This is a genomic window from Rothia sp. HMSC069C01 (assembly GCF_001814655.1).
Classification (GTDB): Bacteria; Actinomycetota; Actinomycetes; order Actinomycetales; family Micrococcaceae; genus Rothia; species Rothia dentocariosa.
The window spans coordinates 13598-31585 of the sequence record NZ_KV817396.1 but is presented as its reverse complement, the minus strand read 5'-3'; the positions used below and the strand labels follow the sequence as shown (position 1 = coordinate 31585).

Sequence of the window (17988 nt, the reverse complement as noted above, 5' to 3'; positions counted from 1 at the left end):
AACTATACAGATGTTTTCCCCTGTTGCCAAATCTCTTAGATGTGCATTACAACACAGGGAGAAACCCCATAAAACCAGAAAACCGGGGGAGTATCACTCCGATACTCACCCCGGTCGATAACGCACAAAGACGGCGGTTTTAGATACTCAGGACTATCTTATGATTCGTCGCTGAGGGTCAGCGTAATACCACCCACGAGCTTAGCGGCCAAGTTATACAAAATTGCGCCGATCATACTCAAAAGCGTGAAGATAACGGTGTTAATGACCGACAGAATAGTCGTTGCCAAAGCCACCTGACCGATATTGACCATCTGGGTAATATCAATATTAGTGTTACCGGTACCCATGGAGGTTAAAATCTGGTTCACGCCGGTAAAAGCACCCGAGGCCTGCAAGAAAAGCCAGAGGATTACCGAAGCCACAATGGTCACAATGCCCAGAGCCATAGAGAGCAGGAAGACCATCTTCGCAACCGACCAGGTATCAATTCGCTGAACCACCAGACGAGCGCGGCGAATACGCGAGCGTGGAACCGGGCGGATAGACTGGCGTCGTTGTCCCTTGTTTTTAGGGCGTGTACCATTGGCAGGACGCTTCGCAGAACGCTGTTGTGATGAACCACCAGGCTTAGATGCGTTGCTTTGCCGGTTAGAAGCATTCGTACCTCCCGCAGGGGTTCCCTGTGCTGCGGGTGCCGTTTGTTTTCCTGGAGCCGACCCCTGTGGGTTTGCGCTCATTAGTTACCTCCGTCTACATCGGTGGATGCGGTGGTTGGCTTATTTTCTTGCGTATCCACCACCTCGGAATTTATCACAGATTCTTCTGTGGCTTCCACCTCAGCGTCGTCTTCTTTCTGTTCATCTAGCTGGCGATCTTGGTTACGAGCAATACCAATAATGCTATCGCCCTTACCCGGCTTCGCAAAGATAACACCCATAGTGTCGCGTCCCTTGGCAGGAACTTCGCTCACATTGGTGCGAACAACCTTACCGCTCTGCATCACCACGAGCACCTCATCGTTCTCAGATACGATCAGGCCACCCACAAGAGCGCCACGGCCTTCCACAAGCTTAGCAACCTTAATACCGAAACCGTTACGACCCTGAACGCGATATCCCTCAACATGAGTACGCTTAGCGTATCCGCCCTCGGTCACTACGAACACGAAGGACTCAGGGATAACAACCTGCGCCGAGATCAGTTCATCACCGTCACGGAACTTCATACCGGTCACGCCCGAAGTCGAGCGCCCCATAGGACGCAGAGACTCATTGTTAGCGTGGAAGCGCAACGACATACCATTGCGCGAGATCAGCAGAATATCATCTTCGGGGGAGACAAGGAACGCAGAGACCACTTCGTCATCATCACGCAGGTTAATCGCGATTAGACCAGCGGTACGGTTCGTATCATAGTCGCTCAGGCGAGATTTCTTGACCAATCCGCCCTTCGTGGCAAGAACCAGGTACTCGGCATCCTCATAGGTCTTCAGATCCATGACCTGGGCAATATGCTCATCCGGCTGGAATTCCAACAGATTTGCCAAATGCTGTCCCTTGGCGTCACGCCCAGCCTCTTGCAATTCATAACCCTTGGTGCGGTATACGCGCCCCAAATTGGTAAAGAACAGAATCCAGCTGTGCGTGGTGGTCACGAAGAAATGTTCCACAACATCGTCGCCGCGCAGCTGAGCGCCTCGAATACCCTTACCGCCGCGATGCTGGCTGCGGTACTGGTCGCTGCGGGTACGTTTGATATATCCGCCGCGGGTAATCGTTACGACGACTTCTTCCTCAGGAATAAGGTCTTCCATCGACATATCGCCGTTGAAACCGCGCAGAATCTCGGTGCGGCGGTCATCGCCGTAGCGATTCACGATCTCGCCTAGCTCCTCGGAAATAATCTCGCGCTGGCGATCTTCAGAGGCAATAATCGCGTTGTATTCCGAAATGAGGCGCTGCAACTCGTCGTGGCGATCCTGAATCTTCTGGCGTTCCAGAGCCGCCAGACGACGAAGCTGCATATTCAGAATTGCCTGAGCCTGCGCTTCATCAATATCCAGGAAGTCCATCAAGGCCGAACGAGCTTCATCGGCTGTGGGGGAGCGGCGGATAAGTGCAATAACCTCATCCAGAGCGTCCAGGGCCTTGAGCAGACCGCGCAGAATATGTGCTTCTTCCTCAGCCTGGCGCAGACGGTACCGAGTACGACGTACAATCACGTCCATCTGGTGGTTTACCCAGTGGCGAATAAAGGCATCAAGTGAGAGAGTACGCGGCACGCCATCCACAATCGCCAGCATATTGGCGGAGAAGTTCTCCTGCAGCTGGGTATGCTTATACAGGTTGTTGAGTACAACCTTGGGCACGGCATCGCGTTTGAGTACGATCACGAGGCGCTGACCGGTACGGCCTGAGGTTTCATCACGCAGATCGGAAATTCCGGTGACTTTACCTTCCTTGATGAGATCGGCAATCTTAATCGCCAAGTTATCGGGGTTTGCCTGGTACGGCAGCTCGGTCACCACAAGGCAAGTGCGCCCGTGGATCTCTTCGACATTGACAACCGCGCGCATCGTAATGGAACCGCGGCCGGTACGGTAAGCATCCTCAATACCCTTAGTACCCAAAATGGTGGCACCGGTGGGGAAGTCCGGTCCCTTAATACGCTCCATGAGGGCGCTCAGAAGCTCTTCATTCGTGGCGTTCGGGTTCTTCAGGAACCATTCCACACCTGCGGCAACTTCACGCAGATTATGCGGAGGAATATTGGTTGCCATACCCACAGCGATACCTGAGGAACCGTTCACCAGAAGGTTCGGGATGCGCGCCGGCAATACCGTGGGCTCAAGCGATTTACCGTCATAGTTAGGCTGAAAATCGACGGTATCTTCATTGATGTCACGCACCATTTCCAAGGCGATAGGTGCCATCTTCGTCTCGGTATAACGCGGAGCCGCAGCGCCGTCATTACCGGGGGACCCGAAGTTACCCTGACCGAGCGCCAGGGGATAGCGCATAATCCAGCTCTGGATCAGGCGTACAAGGGTACCGTAAATGGCACTGTCGCCGTGGGGGTGGAATTGACCCATCACATCGCCCACCACGCGAGCGCACTTATTGAAGGCACGATCGGGTCGATACCCGCCGTCATACATCGCGTAGATGACACGACGATGCACAGGCTTGAGTCCATCACGCACATCGGGCAGGGCGCGACCGATAATAACCGCCATTGCATAGTCCAAGTAGGAACGCTGCATCTCGGTCTGCAGATCTACCTGTTCAATATGACCGTGGGGATCGTCAAGCACAATCTCACCACTATTTGTGGTGACCTCGATATCTGGGTTTTCGCTTTGGTTTTCTTCACTCATGAGTTTTTCCGTTCCTCTGTGACTCTCTCGCTTATATTCCGTTTGGGAAATATAGCCAACTGGCTATATGCCAAACTCTTTAGATATCGAGGAATCGAATGTCCTTGGCGTTCTGCTGAATAAAGTCGCGGCGGGCTTCTACATCCTCACCCATCAGAACCGAGAAGATCTGATCGGCTGCAGCCGCATCCTCCATCTTCACCTGAAGCAGGGTACGGCGTTGAGGATCCATCGTGGTATCCCACAGTTCGGTATAATCCATCTCGCCAAGACCCTTGTAACGCTGAATGCCATTGTCTTTAGGTAAACGCTGATTCTTTGCCTGGCCGCGTGCCAGAGCCTCATCTCGCTCGGCATCAGAGAACACATAATCGTGCGGAGCGTTCGACCACTTGATGCGGTACAACGGAGGCTGTGCCAAATACACATATCCGGCTTCGATAAGCGGGCGCATAAAGCGGAAGAGCAGGGTTAGCAATAGGGTGGTGATGTGCTGGCCATCCACATCGGCATCTGCCATGAGAACGATCTTGTGGTAGCGAGCCTTCTCCAGGTCGAAATCGTCGCCAATACCGGTACCGAAAGCCGTAATCATAGCCTGAATCTCAGCATTGGAAAGCGCTCGATCGAGGCGGGCACGCTCCACGTTGAGGATCTTACCGCGCAGCGGCAAAATGGCTTGGCTATTTGGATCGCGCCCCTGCACTGCCGAACCGCCTGCGGAGTCACCCTCCACCAGATAAATTTCAGAGATCGACGGATCCTTTGAGGCACAGTCCTTGAGTTTGCCGGGCATCGAACTGGTTTCCAGCAGTCCCTTACGCCGAGTCGTCTCTCGCGCTTTACGTGCCGCCATACGTGCCTGTGCCGCCGTAATAGCGCGGCGCACCACATCCTTGGCAACAGCAGGGTTACGATCGAACCAATCGGCCATATGATCGTTAATCTCGCGCTGGGTAAAGGATTTTGCCTCGGAGTTACCGAGCTTCGTCTTCGTCTGCCCTTCGAACTGCGGCTCGGAAATCTTAATCGAAATAACCGCGGTCAGACCCTCACGCACGTCTTCACCGGTGAGGTTATCGTCTTTATCCCGCAGCAGTTTATTTTCGCGAGCATAACGATTCACCAGAGACGTCAGCGCAGCACGGAAACCTTCTTCGTGAGTGCCGCCTTCGTGAGTGTTGATCGTATTCGCATAGGAGTGCACCGATTCTTTATAAGAACCGGTCCATTGCATAGCTACCTCAAGCGCCATATGGCGCACAGTGTCTTCAGCCTCAAAGTAGATAATATCTTCGTTAATAACGGTTTTTGAACCCGCGTTGAGGAAGTGCACGTAGTCGAAAAGACCATTATCGTAACGATAGGTGACCGTGCGGTGTCCTTCAGCGTTTGCACCTACACGGTTGAGAGGGAGAACTTTATCTTTCTCATCCTCTTCTTCGGCGACCTCGTCGCCCCCCTCAAATTGATCACGCTCATCGGTGAGAGAAATTGTCAGTCCCTTGTTCAGGAACGCCATCTGCTGGAACCTGGCACGCAGAGTCTCAAAATCAAACTCAACGGTCTCAAAAATCTCGGGATCAGGGTAGAACGTCTGAATAGTACCGGTCTTCTGAGAGGCTTTACCGCGGCGCAGGGGACCATCAGGAATACCACCGTTAGCAAAAGAAATGTGCCAGGAATAACCCTGACGGTGGACTTCGGTTATAACCTTTTTTGAGAGCGCATTAACGACAGAAATACCCACGCCGTGCAAACCACCGGAAACGGCATATCCGCCGCCACCGAATTTACCGCCAGCGTGAAGAACAGTCATAACGACCTCGACCGTGGATTTATGCTCAGTTGGATGCTCATCCACGGGAATACCGCGGCCATCATCTTGAACGCGCACGCCACCATCGGCCTGAATTGTAACTTCAATATGACTTGCGTAACCTGCGAGCGCCTCATCTACAGAGTTATCGACCACCTCGTAAACCAGATGGTGTAGACCGCGTTCGGTTGTCGAGCCGATATACATACCGGGACGTTTACGAACCGCTTCCAGACCCTCCAAAACGGTAATGTCAGATGCGCCGTATTCATGGGGTTGTTCAGATGTCACGAGTGCGTAACTCCTTGGGGTAGATCTCATGCCCGGTGATGTATCACCGCTGCACCTAGATGAGCGCAGCATCAGCATATTCTCTACTATTCTACCGAATTTCACGACTTTACGCCCATATTTTGAAGGGTGTGGAACGGCTTATTTCGGATATACAGCCTTCTAAGGCTTTTCTGAGCATACTCACCCCGGTATGCGGTGGGGGATATATACCGTACCGTTATCTTCGTTTCCGGCGATTTAGGCCCTTATGACGCAAAAGTGTCAAATAAGCGGGTTATCCGTAAGTGTCTCGTACCCCTCGGCCTCCCGGTGCCCGTTTAGGACCGCGCGATGCCCAGCGCCCGTTATTCGGCCCGTAAATACGGATGTTCGCCACCACGCCTTCACCAAGCTCACGCGCGAACATCTGCACAATTTGATTACGCATGAGCCTAAGCTGCGTTGCCCAAGCGGTCGAATCACACTGCACATCGACCACGGCATTCTCAAAGCGCGTGGGTTTAGCGTGTGTGGCAAGTTCGGGCCCAACGAGTTCGCTCCATCGTGCCATGACGCTGGAGACCGCCACAGGCTCTTTCCACCCACGAGAACGAATCAGATATGAAATCACGCCGTCAAGCGGTTTAGGATCGCGAGAATCTTCACCGGATGCGGTATAGCCGCCCAACGCGCGCATATCAACCCGTTGGGCGCGAGGTTTTGTTCGTTTCCCCGGTTCGGCGCTCATGGCAGAGCCAAATTCACGAATAATCTTTTTTGCGGAGAATGCGTTGAGTCGCCCCTCGCCGCGGGCGGCTGCGGCGGCGCGCATCCGTTCTACCATGGCGGCGGGGGCATCGACCTCATCACGATAATATTCTTGCTCGGGATCAAGCGAAGATTCTTCATGATTCGACGGTTGCATGCCTATTTCCTCACCGTCATCCCAGAGTTTCTCGCTCATGAGGACAAATCCTCAGTCTGCGGTGCGTCTGTGGTTTCGGGCGCATATGCGGCGTGAGCGGCACTCACCCGCACTAAGTGGTACGTCCCCAGTTCCTCGGGAATATCGCTCAGCACGGCACTGGTGAGCAAAACCTGTTCTGCCTGGGCTACTAAAGCACCGAGACGGTGACGTCGTTCTGAATCTAGCTCGGCAAAAACATCGTCAAGAATAAGAATGGGGGAGGACCCGGGTGAATCGTCATCGGCACGATGCACAAACCAGGAAGCCAACCGCAAAGAAAGCGCAACCGACCAGCTTTCTCCGTGGGAAGCAAATTGTTTAACAGCTAACCCGCCCAAAAGCAGCGTTATATCGTCCCGATGCGGTCCCACCAGAGTCACCCCGCGCTCCAGTTCGGCGGCACGGCGCTCGCGCAAGCGCTGCGCCATCGCATCTTTAATATCGTCGATGCTCATACGCGAAACATGTTCGAGCCCTCGCTCGGTGATCTCGGGAAAAATCGTCGAATCGTAGGTAAATGAGATGTCCTTTGACCCATCGGTAAGCCCGGCGTAGGCGCGCCTCAGGTGGGGAAGCAGAAGCCATAGAACACGAAATCGTGCTGCGAGGAGCTGTGCCCCTAGCTGAGCCAATTGTTCCGACCACACGTCAAGGGTGTGCATCGCGTTTTCATCGTCTGCCGCCAAGGAACCGCGGCGCTGCAATGTTTTCAACAGCGAATTGCGCTGGCGCAAAATGCGTTCGTATTCCTGACGGTACCCGGCAACAACGGGTCGCAGCGAAACCGCTAAATCATCAATAAAACGGCGTCGCCCCGCGGGTTCACCTTTGACGAGCTGCAAATCTTCGGGCGAGAACAACACGGTGCGCGTAATCCCTAGGGCTTCGCGGGCGCGCACGGGAGCGGCTCGATTGATGCGCACCCGATTGCTCGCCCCGGGTGCTATCTCGAATTCGGTGACCGTTTGTTGTGAACCACGCACCGTACGCACACGAATATAGGCTCGGGATGCGCCCACCCGCACGAGCGGACCATCATGACTTACGCGGTGCGAGGAAAGATTCGCAGTGTAGTCGATAGCCTCAATAATATTGGTTTTTCCAACACCGTTAGGCCCTAAAAAAACGGTAACTCCGGCGCTCAGCGGTAGGTTGAGAAGGGGGTAGGTGCGGTAATCAAGAAGCGAAAGATGATCAAGATACACAATACCCCCTTCTATAAAAACGAATGTTTATTCTAATTTTCTATGCCCCGGTACCAAAACGCACGATTAGTTAGCGGGCAGGCGAATCGGCTGAACCAGGTACCGGTAGCTAAGATCTTCTTCACTTAGCGGTTCATCCTGACCGGAGAGCACGGCAGGTTTAGGAGCCTCAGTAAAGGAGAAACGTACAAAGTCGGTATCGAAGGCACCCAACCCCTCCGAAAGGTACGTGGGGTTGTATGCCACCGTAATTTCGTGACCGTCCAGCTGCGCGGGCATCGATTCGGATGCGCGAGCCTCATCACCGCGCCCGGCATCGATCGAAACCTGTCCGTCTTCGGTGAACTGAAGGCGCAGGGGAGTGTTACGTTCCGCCACAAGGGAAATACGGCGCGCCGCCTCCGCCAAATCTGATGTACGGACCACAGCATGAACCGCGGTTTCGGTTGGGAAGAGGGCACGAAGATTCGGGTACTGACCGTCCATGAGGACACTCGTGGTTCGGCGGGATCCCGCAGAGAAACCGATAAGATCGCCATTTTCAGGAAGTGCGATAGAAAGTTCTCCTGAGCTTGAGAGGGTACGCCCCACCTCGGTCATGGTTTTGGCCTTGAGCAGAACCGCAGCCTCAATTTCAGGATTCTCAGGGTTCCAGGTAATTTCGCGCATTGCCAGGCGGTACCGGTCGGTAGCAAGAAGAGTCATGGTTGAACCGGAGATTTCCAGGCGAATACCGGTAAGCAACGGCAAAGTTTCGTCTTTGGAAACCGCGATCTGAACCTGGGAGACAGCCTTAGCGAATTCCGCACCATCAACGGTACCGGAAATCTGCGGTAGTTCGGGAAGCTCCGGATAGTCCGCCACCGGCATACCCGCCAGCTGGAACTTTGCGGAACGACAGGTCATAAAAATTGTAGAATCATTAGCCACGAACTCAACGTCTGCATTAGGCAGCGAACGACAAATTTCGGCAAGCATCTTACCCGGTACTAAACAGGTTCCTTCCTGCTCTACCGACGCCTCGATCGTCTGCTTAGCGCTAATTTCATGATCGAAGCTCGAAATAGAAACCTCACCACTTTCAGCTTTGATGAGAAGGCCGTTGAGCACGGGAGAGGTAGGACGAAGAGGTAGCGAGCGTGCGGTCCAACCAACCGCCTCGGCAAGTACGTCACGTTCAACGGTAAATTTCATCAAAGAGCCTTTCGGTGATGAAGCAAACGGGTTTGGAAAACAACGATGATGAGCTCATGGATGCGTATGGAATTGAGAACCCTACATCGTGCGTGTGTAGTTTATGCAAAACTGCATAATCCATCCTACCGGATACAGGTTCGTGAAGGAGAGGGTACAGGTTAGTTCCGCTCAGAGGGTTTAGAAAATTTTGTAATTACATCTTTAGGAAGGTAGATCATGCAGGACAGCTTCAGAAGGTTATGAAAATTGTAATTACAAAAATCTGGTGTTGTTACCTCATTACCATAGTCAAGTCAGTTGGATACTGCGTTCGATTGGACCTGCGTGGGTGCACTTCATGTTATGTGAGGGTGTTTTCTTTAAAGTACAGTAATGTTAATAACCCCTGTGGATATCGTGGAAAAACCAGAATTTCCCTGTAAAATCAAGGAAATCATCTGTGGATATTAAGTGGACAAAAATTAGCGTTTCTGAGGATGTATTGTGTATGGATATTTATACATCTACCTTCGTCCACACATCATGAATAATCATGCACTTAATATCCACTTAACACGTCGATTTAACGCACATGTTATCCACAGGCTGTTTAAACCTTGAAATTCCGGGGAACTACCGGCTTTCACGCTGATCCTGCTTGATTTTGTTCGTCAAATCGGTGACCTGGTTAAAGGTAGTGCGTCGTTCGGCCATTTGTGCCCCTACCTTCCGTACCGCGTGCATGACCGTTGTGTGGTCGCGGCCGCCTAATTCCTGCCCGATGCGCGGCAACGACATATCCGTAAGCTCCCGCAGTAAGTACATGGCAATCTGACGTGCATTTGTGAGAGTTCGAGTGCGGGATTTTGACCGTAAATCCTCTAGAGTCACATCGAAATAGGAAGCCGTGGTCGCCAGCACTTGCCCCGAGGTAATTTCGGCGTCGCCCGCATCTGTAATGAGATCCTTGAGCACAACTTCGGCTAAAGCAACATCGACGGGTTGTTTATTGAGCGAGGCGAATGCCGTTACACGAATGAGCGCGCCCTCCAACTCGCGGATATTCGCCGTAATATGCGATGCAATATATTCCATCACATCATCAGGAACGTTGAGCGATTCGCTCTGTGCCTTCTTACGCAAAATAGCGATACGAGTCTCCAACTCGGGAGGCTGAACATCGGTAATCAGACCCCACTCGAAGCGTGAACGCATACGCTCGGCAAACCCGGTGAGCTGTTTTGGCGGCAAATCAGAGGTAATCACAACCTGCTTTTGGTGATTATGCAGGGCATTAAAAGTATGGAAGAACTCTTCCTGTGTATGTTCTTTACCCGCCAAAAACTGGATATCGTCGATCAGAAGCATATCGACATTGCGATAAATCTGCTTGAAAGATGACCCCTCATCGTCACGAATCGAATTGATGAAATCGTTCGTGAACTCCTCAGAATTTACGTACCGCACGCGCAAGCTCGGGAAAAGATGCTTGGCATAGTGCCCAATCGCGTGCAGGAGATGGGTTTTACCCAGCCCCGAATCGCCATAAATAAAGAGGGGATTATAGGCTTGGGCGGGGGACTCGGAAACAGCAAATGCTGCAGCGTGTGCAAAGCGGTTAGATTGACCAATCACAAAAGTATCAAAGGTATAATTTGGGTTCAGACGTGCCGAAGAATCCCAACCGGAATCCGAAGAAACAGCGGTATGAGTATCCGTGGCTGGGGAAGAAATGTCCTCAGTCTCTGCAGGAGAAGAAATCGGCTGAGCGGGAACGGCAGAGTCCACATGCTGCGGCGTGTGTACTTCGGAAAAATCGGTGGGGGAGGGGGAAGAACTCTGCGGGCGCTCGGCAAAAATGGCGGGATCAACCGGTGAAGCTGCCGGTGCATCGGCAACGGGCACATCCGCAGTTTGATGAGGCGGTACAGGGGTGTGGAGCTCGGCCTCAACCTCATGAAGTGGGGGCATAGGAGAATCATCTTCGATCTGCGGTATCGAAGGCGAAACCGTCTGAGACGTTTGTGCAAGCGATTCATCAATCGTAAAAGCCTCTGATACACCGGGACCAAAAACGGTGGTCAGAGCCTGTTGGAAGGGCGCCTTGAGCTGAGACTGAAAAATATTGCGGGTTAGTTCGCTGGGAACGGCAATCAGAAGAACAGTTCCCACGAAAGCCTGAGGCTGTGCAAGATTCACAAAACCACGCAGACGCTGAGAGACCTCAGGATTCGCTTGCAGAATGCTTATGACCTGTTCCCAGCGTTCCTGAAGCTGCGTGTGCTCAGCGTTCATCAGTGATTCCCCTCGTAAAGATGACAAAGATATGTACAGATTCTACCGTAGGTTATACACATGATAAACAGCTTATCCACAGGAGTTATACACAATGTGGAAAAAATGTGTCTTTCCTGAGGATAACCGGTTGAAAAATTCTTGAATTTCGTTATTTTTCCTTGATATATCAAGGAAATTAAGTGTATAACAAGGATGTGGAAAACTGTGGATATGATGTTTTGAAGGCCCGTTGAGAACATCTGTGGATAGTCTAATCCCCACAACCTGGGGATAACCTGGGGTTATGTGTGGGGCGGATTAACTTGCTTTGCAGCATAGACTCTTCTAAAGTTGTTCTGTTGTATGTGTACCGCCTACCTCGAAGTGTCGAGGTACCATCGGGCACGAAAAAGCTTAGAAATCCTAACCAGCGGGTAGGATTTTGTGTCCAAGGAGATAAGTATGAGTAAACGTACTTTCCAGCCGAATAACCGCCGTCGTGCGAAGAAACACGGTTTCCGTCTTCGTATGCGTACTCGTGCCGGTCGTTCTATCCTGTCGAACCGTCGTTCTAAGGGTCGTTCCAAGCTTTCGGCATAAAGAACTCAGCAAAACCCGCTAACGCATTCGTGTTAGCGGGTTTTCCACTACAGGGAAGGAAAACGTGCTGCCAATCCAGCACCGGATGCGCACCAGCTCCCAATTTTCCGCGGCTTTTCGTTCCGGTACCCGCTCAGGGCGCCGGAACTTAGTTGTATATACGGCTCAAAAATCCGGAAATACAACCCTGATAGGTTTCATTGTGTCAAAAGCCGTTGGAAATGCTGTGACTCGTAACCGTGTTAAACGGCGTTTGCGTGAACTCGCTGCCGCAACCGTTAGCACCTACCCGCAGGGACTGTATATTGCCGTGCGGGCGCTTCCCGTATCCGCTGGAGCGAACTGGGAAGAATTACGCGCAGACTATCGAGGTGCTCTAGAATCCTCTCTAAAAAAACTTGACCGTCAAGATCAACGCTGCAATGTTGAAAACCGTGGGGGAGGGGACTATGAACCATCGTCGATGTGATGAGCGTTTTCACCCTCATCACAGCAGCACACATCATCCCCACACACATCAGCTTGATCCCGATGAAATCCTCGCACAAGCGCCCCATGAGTTTGTGCATCCGGTATCTTTTCTGCATGCGGTCTACACCCTGCCGCAGAATATTCTGATTGGGCTTATTAAGGCTTATCGTAAAGTCGTATCCCCACTCTATGGGGATGTGTGCCGGTATTATCCGACCTGCTCCGCCTACGGGTTGGAAGCGGTCACCACTCACGGAGCCCTCGGCGGTCTCAGCCTGACCGTGCGGCGCATCCTGCGGTGTAACCCTTGGGCAACCGGTGGAGTTGATCCCGTTCCGCCCGGAAAACGGACCTTTACCCCCGGTCAGGAACCTAAAATTATGCTCCTGAACCATCCCCTAGAAACTCACTCGAACAACCATTAACGGTTGTCGAGATTCCTACAAAGACTTAGCCGAGTCATAAGGAGAAAACCTCCCGTGAACATTTTTGACATGATCCTCTGGCCCTTTAAATTGGCCGTGTCAGCTGTGCTGTGGTTCTTCCACACGATCTTTACCAGCATTGGTATGGATCCGTCCTCGGGCTTCACTTGGGTGCTGTGCATCATCTGTTTGACCCTTGTTATGCGTGCCGTAACCATTCCCCTATTTATGCGCCAAATTAAATCGATGCGCGGTATGAACGCCATGCAGGGTGACATGGCAAAGCTACAGGCTAAATACAAGGGTAAGAAAGATCAGCTTTCCCGCCAGGCTATGGCGCAGGAGCAGATGGCACTATTCAAGAAGCATGGCACCAGCCCCTTCTCATCCTGTTTACCGATTATCGCGCAGATGCCGATCTTTCTTGGCCTTTATCAGGTGCTCATGGGTGTTTCCGGGGCAGCTGCTAAAAATGAAGGTATTCTGCTGCTTCCCGCAGAACTGGTTAAACAGTTCAATGAAGCCTATATCTTTGGGTCACCTATCTTCTCGACCATGATGAATCCCGGCAACGGTAACCATGCCGCCACCGTTGTCCAGGCCATCATCATGATTCTGCTCATGAGCGGTACCCAGTTCTTCATTCAGAAACAGCTCAGCGCCAAGAACATTTCCGAGGCAGCCAAAAGCTCCCCGATGTTCCGTCAGCAGCAGATGATGATGTATATTTTCCCCGTTATTTTCGCGGTGACGGGTATTAACTTCCCTCTTGGTGTGATGTATTACTGGACCGTCTCAAACTTCTGGGCTCTCGGGCAGCAATGGTGGGTTATCCGCAATAACCCGACTCCCGGTTCCCAGGCTGAAAAGGAACTCAACGAACGCCGTGCCGCTAAAGGTCTACCCCCCGTTGGAAAAACCAAGGAACAGCACGAAAAAGAGCTTGAGGAGGCGCGTGAGCGTGCCGCCGCGGGCCAGCGTCAGCAGCCCATGAGTAAGAAACGCCAGAAACAGCAGCGCAAGGGCGGCGGACAGAATAATTCGAGCAATAAAAACTCGAATAAACCGAAACTCAACTAAACACAGCATCGATAAATTCAAGGAAAACCATGACTGAAATATTTGAAGAAACCGCAGAATCGCCAAGCACCGCATCGGATACTGAGGCTGTCGGAGAAATCGACGAAGTCAGTATGATTGAGGAAGAAGGGGATATCGCCGCTGACTATCTTGAAGAACTTCTCGATATCGTCGATCTTGACGGAGATATTGATATTGAGGTGCGCAACCAGCGCATCTACCTCTCGGTGGTCAATGATGACGATGGGAACGAAGATCTGCGCCACCTTGTTGGTCGCCGCGGTGAGGTCTTAGACGCTCTGCAGGAACTCGTGCGCCTGTCGGTTCTAGCCGCCAGCGGCAACCGTTCGCGTCTTATTCTCGATATTGCGGGTTACCGTGCACAACGTCGGGAACAGCTTACCGAAATAGCCTTCGACGCCGTCGAGAAGGTGCGTGCCTCCGGCGAAGATTTCCATCTGAAGCCACTGGGCGCCTATGAACGCAAGGTTGTACACGATGTGGTTGCTGAACAGGGACTCTACAGCGAGTCTGAAGGCGAAGGTACACGTCGCCATGTGGTGATTTCCCTTCCGGAGGCGTAAATGACGGTTCCTTGTGAAGGTCAAGACCTTGTAGCCGCCACTGCAATTTTTGGCGATCGGCTGCCTCTGGCACAGCGCTATGTGGAACATTTAGCGACGACGGGGATTGAGCGCGGGCTCATTGGTCCGCGCGAAGTACCGCGCCTATGGGCTCGTCACGTGCTCAACTGTGCCGCCGTGCAGGAATATATCGCCGAAGGTGCATCTGTGGCAGATGTAGGCTCTGGAGCGGGTCTGCCGGGGCTTTGTCTGGCTATTGCCCGCCCCGATCTATCGATCACGCTCATAGAGCCTCTGGAACGCCGTGTGATATGGCTTCATGAAGTGGTTGAGGATCTAGGCCTTGAGAATGTAAAAATTCTGCGCTCGCGTGCCGAACAGGCTATCGGGCAGGTTGATGCCGATGTGGTGACTGCTCGCGCCGTATCTGCGCTGGTGGGTCTTGTAGATATTACCCTGCCGATTTTGCGCGGTACCGGTGAGCTTCTGGCTCTCAAGGGGCGTTCTGCACGAGAGGAGATTAAAAAGGCCAAGAAGAAACTCAACCGTTACGGGGCTCGTGAGACCGAAATCCTGACGGCGGGGGAGGGGCTTCTGGATGAGCCCACAACCGTTGTGCGAGTTACACTCTAGCCTCAATAAACTCTGAAGCTGCGAGCTTCATAGGGGTTGAAGATACATCCGAGAATGTATTTTCAACCCCTTTTTTATGTTCGTTGCCTGATACCGGAGAAAGAGAGTGTTTGTGGTACACAAGAGATGAAGGGGAACTTTCGGCGGAGGCACCGTAGTTTTTCGTGAATGTGGAATATTAAAAATGAGTAGTAGAACTTTTATAACTTTTCCTGGTTGAGAGGTTGATAATCGGTTCATGATGCTGTGCTGAGAGTGAATACTTGGGAGTGAAATCATAAATTTCCGTGAAAAAATACGAATCCTAGACAACTTGTCGAGGGTGTACGTGGTATATCGCTGTTTTGACAGGTAATCTTAAAGAGGAACGCGCAGACCGGAGACAGCATCGGTGTTTCACGTGAAACATCCTTGATGCTCTTTATCCAATGTTTCACGTGAAACATGGTGTGCGTATCTTTATCTGGCGAAAGACACATCAACCATCAGCATCAGGCGCGGAGGATATATGACGATCACCCCCGGTGGCTCGACGCCGCCTTTACTGCCCAAGCCCCCACATACACGCGTCTTTACTATCTCGAATCAGAAGGGTGGAGTCGGTAAAACGAGTACCGCCGTGAACATTGCGGCCGCCCTTGCAGAAGCGGGAATGAACGTTTTAGTCATTGATAATGACCCCCAGGGAAATGCTTCGACGGCTCTCGGTATTGAGCATGGCGTGGAGCTTCCCAGTACTTACAACACTCTGATTGACGATACTCCGCTTTCCGATATTGTGCAGGAGTGCCCTGATCTCGACAATCTGTGGTGTGCACCCGCGAATATAGATCTTGCCGGGGCAGAGATTGAACTTGTTTCGGTCGTGGCACGTGAGAAACGCCTTAAAAATGCTTTGGAGGACTATACTGAGTGGCGTGCCCAGCAGGGGATGGGACGGCTCGACTATGTATTTATCGACTGCCCGCCAAGTCTTGGACTGCTGACTGTTAATGCTTTTGTGGCGGCAGAGGAAATCCTGATTCCTATTCAGTGTGAATACTATGCCCTGGAAGGTTTGAGCCAGCTGCTCAAGAATATTCAGATGATTCAGAAACATCTGAATTCCAATCTAGAGATTAGTACGATTCTGCTGACTATGTACGACGGACGTACCAATCTTGCATATCAGGTAGCGGAAGAGGTACGGGAACATTTCCCGAAGGAAACTCTACAGACCAAGATTCCGCGTTCTGTACGCATTTCGGAAGCACCGAGCTACCAACAGACCGTTATCAGCTATGATCCAACGTCTACCGGTGCTCAGGCCTATCGTGAAGCGGCGCAGGAAATTGCGCGCCGCTAAGAGGAATACGGAGCATATAGATGCTCTGAAATATCGGCATATCAGGATTGGTAATTACTCCGATATTATCCATAAATAAACTTTTTGAGATTTATATCTAGGGAAATACCGAATTTTCTGAGCGCAGATTTTACGGTGCTGCAAGGTTCATATGAAGTGTAATCGGCATGTATGAGAGCGGTAGAAAATTTGGTGTGAGGAAGGAAAAATATGGCAGAGAAGCGACGGGGTCTCGGAAGGGGACTGGGTGCTCTCATTCCCAATAATACGACGCCTGTTGTGACTGCTTCCGATGTTGCCGAGAAAGAGGCGGAAAAAAAAGTAGCGGCGACTCGCAAACCTCAGCAGGAGGAACAAGCCGCCGCATCCTCAGCAAAACGCCCGAAGACTCGCAACGTAAAGCCGGAGCCGCAGAAAAAATCTGCCCCGAAAAAGGAACCGTCTGCGACAACGAAACGGACAGAACAGCAAGAGAACCGCATCTCTTCGTCGCAAAAGGCTACGGATCCGAAACCTCAGGAATCTTCTGCTGAGACTCGGAAACCTTCTGGTTCATCGAAGCCGCAAAAGGTTTCTGCGATTAAGATGCCTAGTCTTAAAGCCCCTGCCGTGAAAGCGGGGGAGAAAAAAGAAGAGAACGTACACGTCTCATCTGCTTCTTTGTCCGCATCGCAGCCTGTGCAGAAATCAGATGTTTCACGTGAAACATTGTCTCAGCCTCGCGAAGTTCAGAAGAAGAAACCTCGTATGGATATGGGTGCGGCACTTCGCAATACGACGTTAACACGCCGCCCGGTAGATTTCTTCTTTGGTGAAGAAACGAAGGAAGCTGAGGAAGAGGGTAACAGCAACCTTGTACCCGTTCCTGGAGCTCAGTTCGCAGAAATCAAAGTTTCTGATATTCACCCGAACCGCAAACAGCCTCGCGTTGATTTTGATGAACAAGACATGGCTGAGCTCATCCATTCGGTTCGCGAGATTGGTGTTCTGCAGCCTATTGTGGTGCGCCCTTCACGCGAGAAAAATGCTGAAAAATATGAGCTGGTAATGGGCGAGCGGCGTTGGCGCGCAACCCAGGCTGCGGGTCTAGAAACTATTCCTGCCATTATCCGTGACACGCAAGATATTGATCTGCTTCGAGACGCCCTGCTGGAAAACCTGCATCGCAGCCAACTGAATCCCATTGAAGAGGCGGCTGCATATCAACAGCTTATGGAAGAGTTCAGTACCACCCAGGAGCAGCTTGCAAAGCGTATTGGGCGCTCTCGCCCGCAGATCTCAAACACGATTCGTTTGCTTAGGCTTCCTCCCCTCGTACAGCGCAGGGTAGCGGCAGGCGTTATCGCTGCCGGGCATGCGCGCGCCCTGCTGACTTTAACCGATCAGGCAAAGATAGAGACCATTGCTCAGAAGATCGTGAATGAAGGGCTTTCTGTGCGTGCCGTTGAGGAGCTTGTTGCCCATGCGAGCGAAGCTCCGGCAGAGAAAGAGCGGAAGACCCCGCAGCCACAGAAACATCACGAGCGATTGGACTATATTGCGGATGCGTTCGCCGACAAACTGGATACATCGGTTAAGATTTCGCTCGGTGCTCGTAAGGGCAAGATGACTATTGAGTTTGCTAACGTCGAGGATCTCAACCGCATTATTCGGGTTCTAGATTCTGATTTCAAAGGTTCTTAGTCCATGTGATAGCTTAGAATCCTTCCCGCATAATCTACTGGGGGTGGTGATGTTTCACGTGAAACATCACC

Annotated in this window: 15 protein-coding genes; 8 read left to right on the top strand and 7 right to left on the bottom strand. The window is 51.9% G+C overall.

Going from position 1 to position 17988, the window contains the following annotated elements; genetic code table 11:
* Positions 1–158: 158 nt before the first annotated feature.
* The 7 genes from HMPREF2981_RS05705 to dnaA all read right to left on the bottom strand — a co-directional run bounded on the left by HMPREF2981_RS05705 (position 159) and on the right by dnaA (position 11114).
* Positions 159–740, bottom strand: a complete 582-nt coding sequence (locus HMPREF2981_RS05705) for a DUF3566 domain-containing protein (protein ID WP_070449406.1) — start codon at positions 738–740, stop codon at positions 159–161.
* Positions 740–3379 (bottom strand): DNA gyrase subunit A, encoded by a 2640-nt coding sequence (gyrA, locus tag HMPREF2981_RS05700; protein WP_070661569.1) that lies wholly within the window; start codon positions 3377–3379, stop codon positions 740–742. The genes HMPREF2981_RS05705 and gyrA overlap by 1 nt, the downstream gene beginning before the upstream one ends.
* A 79-nt stretch (positions 3380–3458) precedes the next feature.
* Entirely contained in the window at positions 3459–5519 is a 2061-nt protein-coding gene (gene gyrB, locus HMPREF2981_RS05695) for a DNA topoisomerase (ATP-hydrolyzing) subunit B (RefSeq protein ID WP_179958860.1), read from the bottom strand.
* A 247-nt stretch (positions 5520–5766) separates the two neighbouring features.
* Complete coding sequence (locus tag HMPREF2981_RS05690) at positions 5767–6435, bottom strand: DciA family protein (RefSeq protein WP_083313861.1); 669 nt, start codon at positions 6433–6435, stop codon at positions 5767–5769.
* On the bottom strand, positions 6432–7643 hold the full coding sequence (gene recF / locus HMPREF2981_RS05685) for a DNA replication/repair protein RecF (RefSeq protein WP_070661566.1): 1212 nt from the start codon (positions 7641–7643) through the stop codon (positions 6432–6434). Before recF ends, HMPREF2981_RS05690 begins: the two co-directional genes overlap by 4 nt.
* A 66-nt stretch (positions 7644–7709) precedes the next feature.
* On the bottom strand, positions 7710–8837 hold the full coding sequence (dnaN, locus tag HMPREF2981_RS05680; RefSeq protein ID WP_048752405.1) for a DNA polymerase III subunit beta: 1128 nt from the start codon (positions 8835–8837) through the stop codon (positions 7710–7712).
* A 615-nt stretch (positions 8838–9452) separates the two neighbouring features.
* Entirely contained in the window at positions 9453–11114 is a 1662-nt protein-coding gene (dnaA, locus tag HMPREF2981_RS05675; RefSeq protein ID WP_070661562.1) for a chromosomal replication initiator protein DnaA, read from the bottom strand.
* Between the two features lie 444 nt (positions 11115–11558).
* Between dnaA and rpmH the strand changes: the two genes are divergently transcribed.
* The 8 genes from rpmH (at position 11559) to HMPREF2981_RS05635 (ending at position 17917) form a co-directional block, all read left to right on the top strand.
* The gene (rpmH, locus tag HMPREF2981_RS05670) at positions 11559–11696 is read left to right on the top strand and encodes a 50S ribosomal protein L34 (RefSeq protein ID WP_004005930.1); all 138 of its coding nucleotides are present in this window, start codon (positions 11559–11561) and stop codon (positions 11694–11696) included.
* Between the two features lie 64 nt (positions 11697–11760).
* On the top strand, positions 11761–12165 hold the full coding sequence (gene rnpA, locus HMPREF2981_RS05665; protein ID WP_083313860.1) for a ribonuclease P protein component: 405 nt from the start codon (positions 11761–11763) through the stop codon (positions 12163–12165).
* Positions 12146–12592 carry a membrane protein insertion efficiency factor YidD gene (gene yidD / locus HMPREF2981_RS05660; RefSeq protein ID WP_070661556.1) on the top strand — a complete coding sequence of 149 codons (447 nt, stop codon included), beginning with the start codon at positions 12146–12148 and terminating at the stop codon, positions 12590–12592. The genes rnpA and yidD overlap by 20 nt, the downstream gene beginning before the upstream one ends.
* Before the next feature lie 54 nt (positions 12593–12646).
* On the top strand, positions 12647–13672 hold the full coding sequence (gene yidC, locus HMPREF2981_RS05655) for a membrane protein insertase YidC (protein WP_070661553.1): 1026 nt from the start codon (positions 12647–12649) through the stop codon (positions 13670–13672).
* A gap of 29 nt (positions 13673–13701) precedes the next feature.
* A complete protein-coding gene (locus HMPREF2981_RS05650) occupies positions 13702–14256 on the top strand; it encodes a Jag family protein (RefSeq protein ID WP_070661550.1) in 555 nt (184 codons plus the stop codon).
* Positions 14257–14889 (top strand): 16S rRNA (guanine(527)-N(7))-methyltransferase RsmG, encoded by a 633-nt coding sequence (gene rsmG, locus HMPREF2981_RS05645; RefSeq protein ID WP_048778926.1) that lies wholly within the window; start codon positions 14257–14259, stop codon positions 14887–14889. It abuts the gene before it with no gap.
* Positions 14890–15397: 508 nt separating this feature from the next.
* Positions 15398–16234 carry a ParA family protein gene (locus HMPREF2981_RS05640; RefSeq protein WP_004005936.1) on the top strand — a complete coding sequence of 279 codons (837 nt, stop codon included), beginning with the start codon at positions 15398–15400 and terminating at the stop codon, positions 16232–16234.
* Positions 16235–16444: 210 nt separating this feature from the next.
* Entirely contained in the window at positions 16445–17917 is a 1473-nt protein-coding gene (locus HMPREF2981_RS05635; RefSeq protein WP_037231457.1) for a ParB/RepB/Spo0J family partition protein, read from the top strand.
* Positions 17918–17988: the final 71 nt, after the last annotated feature.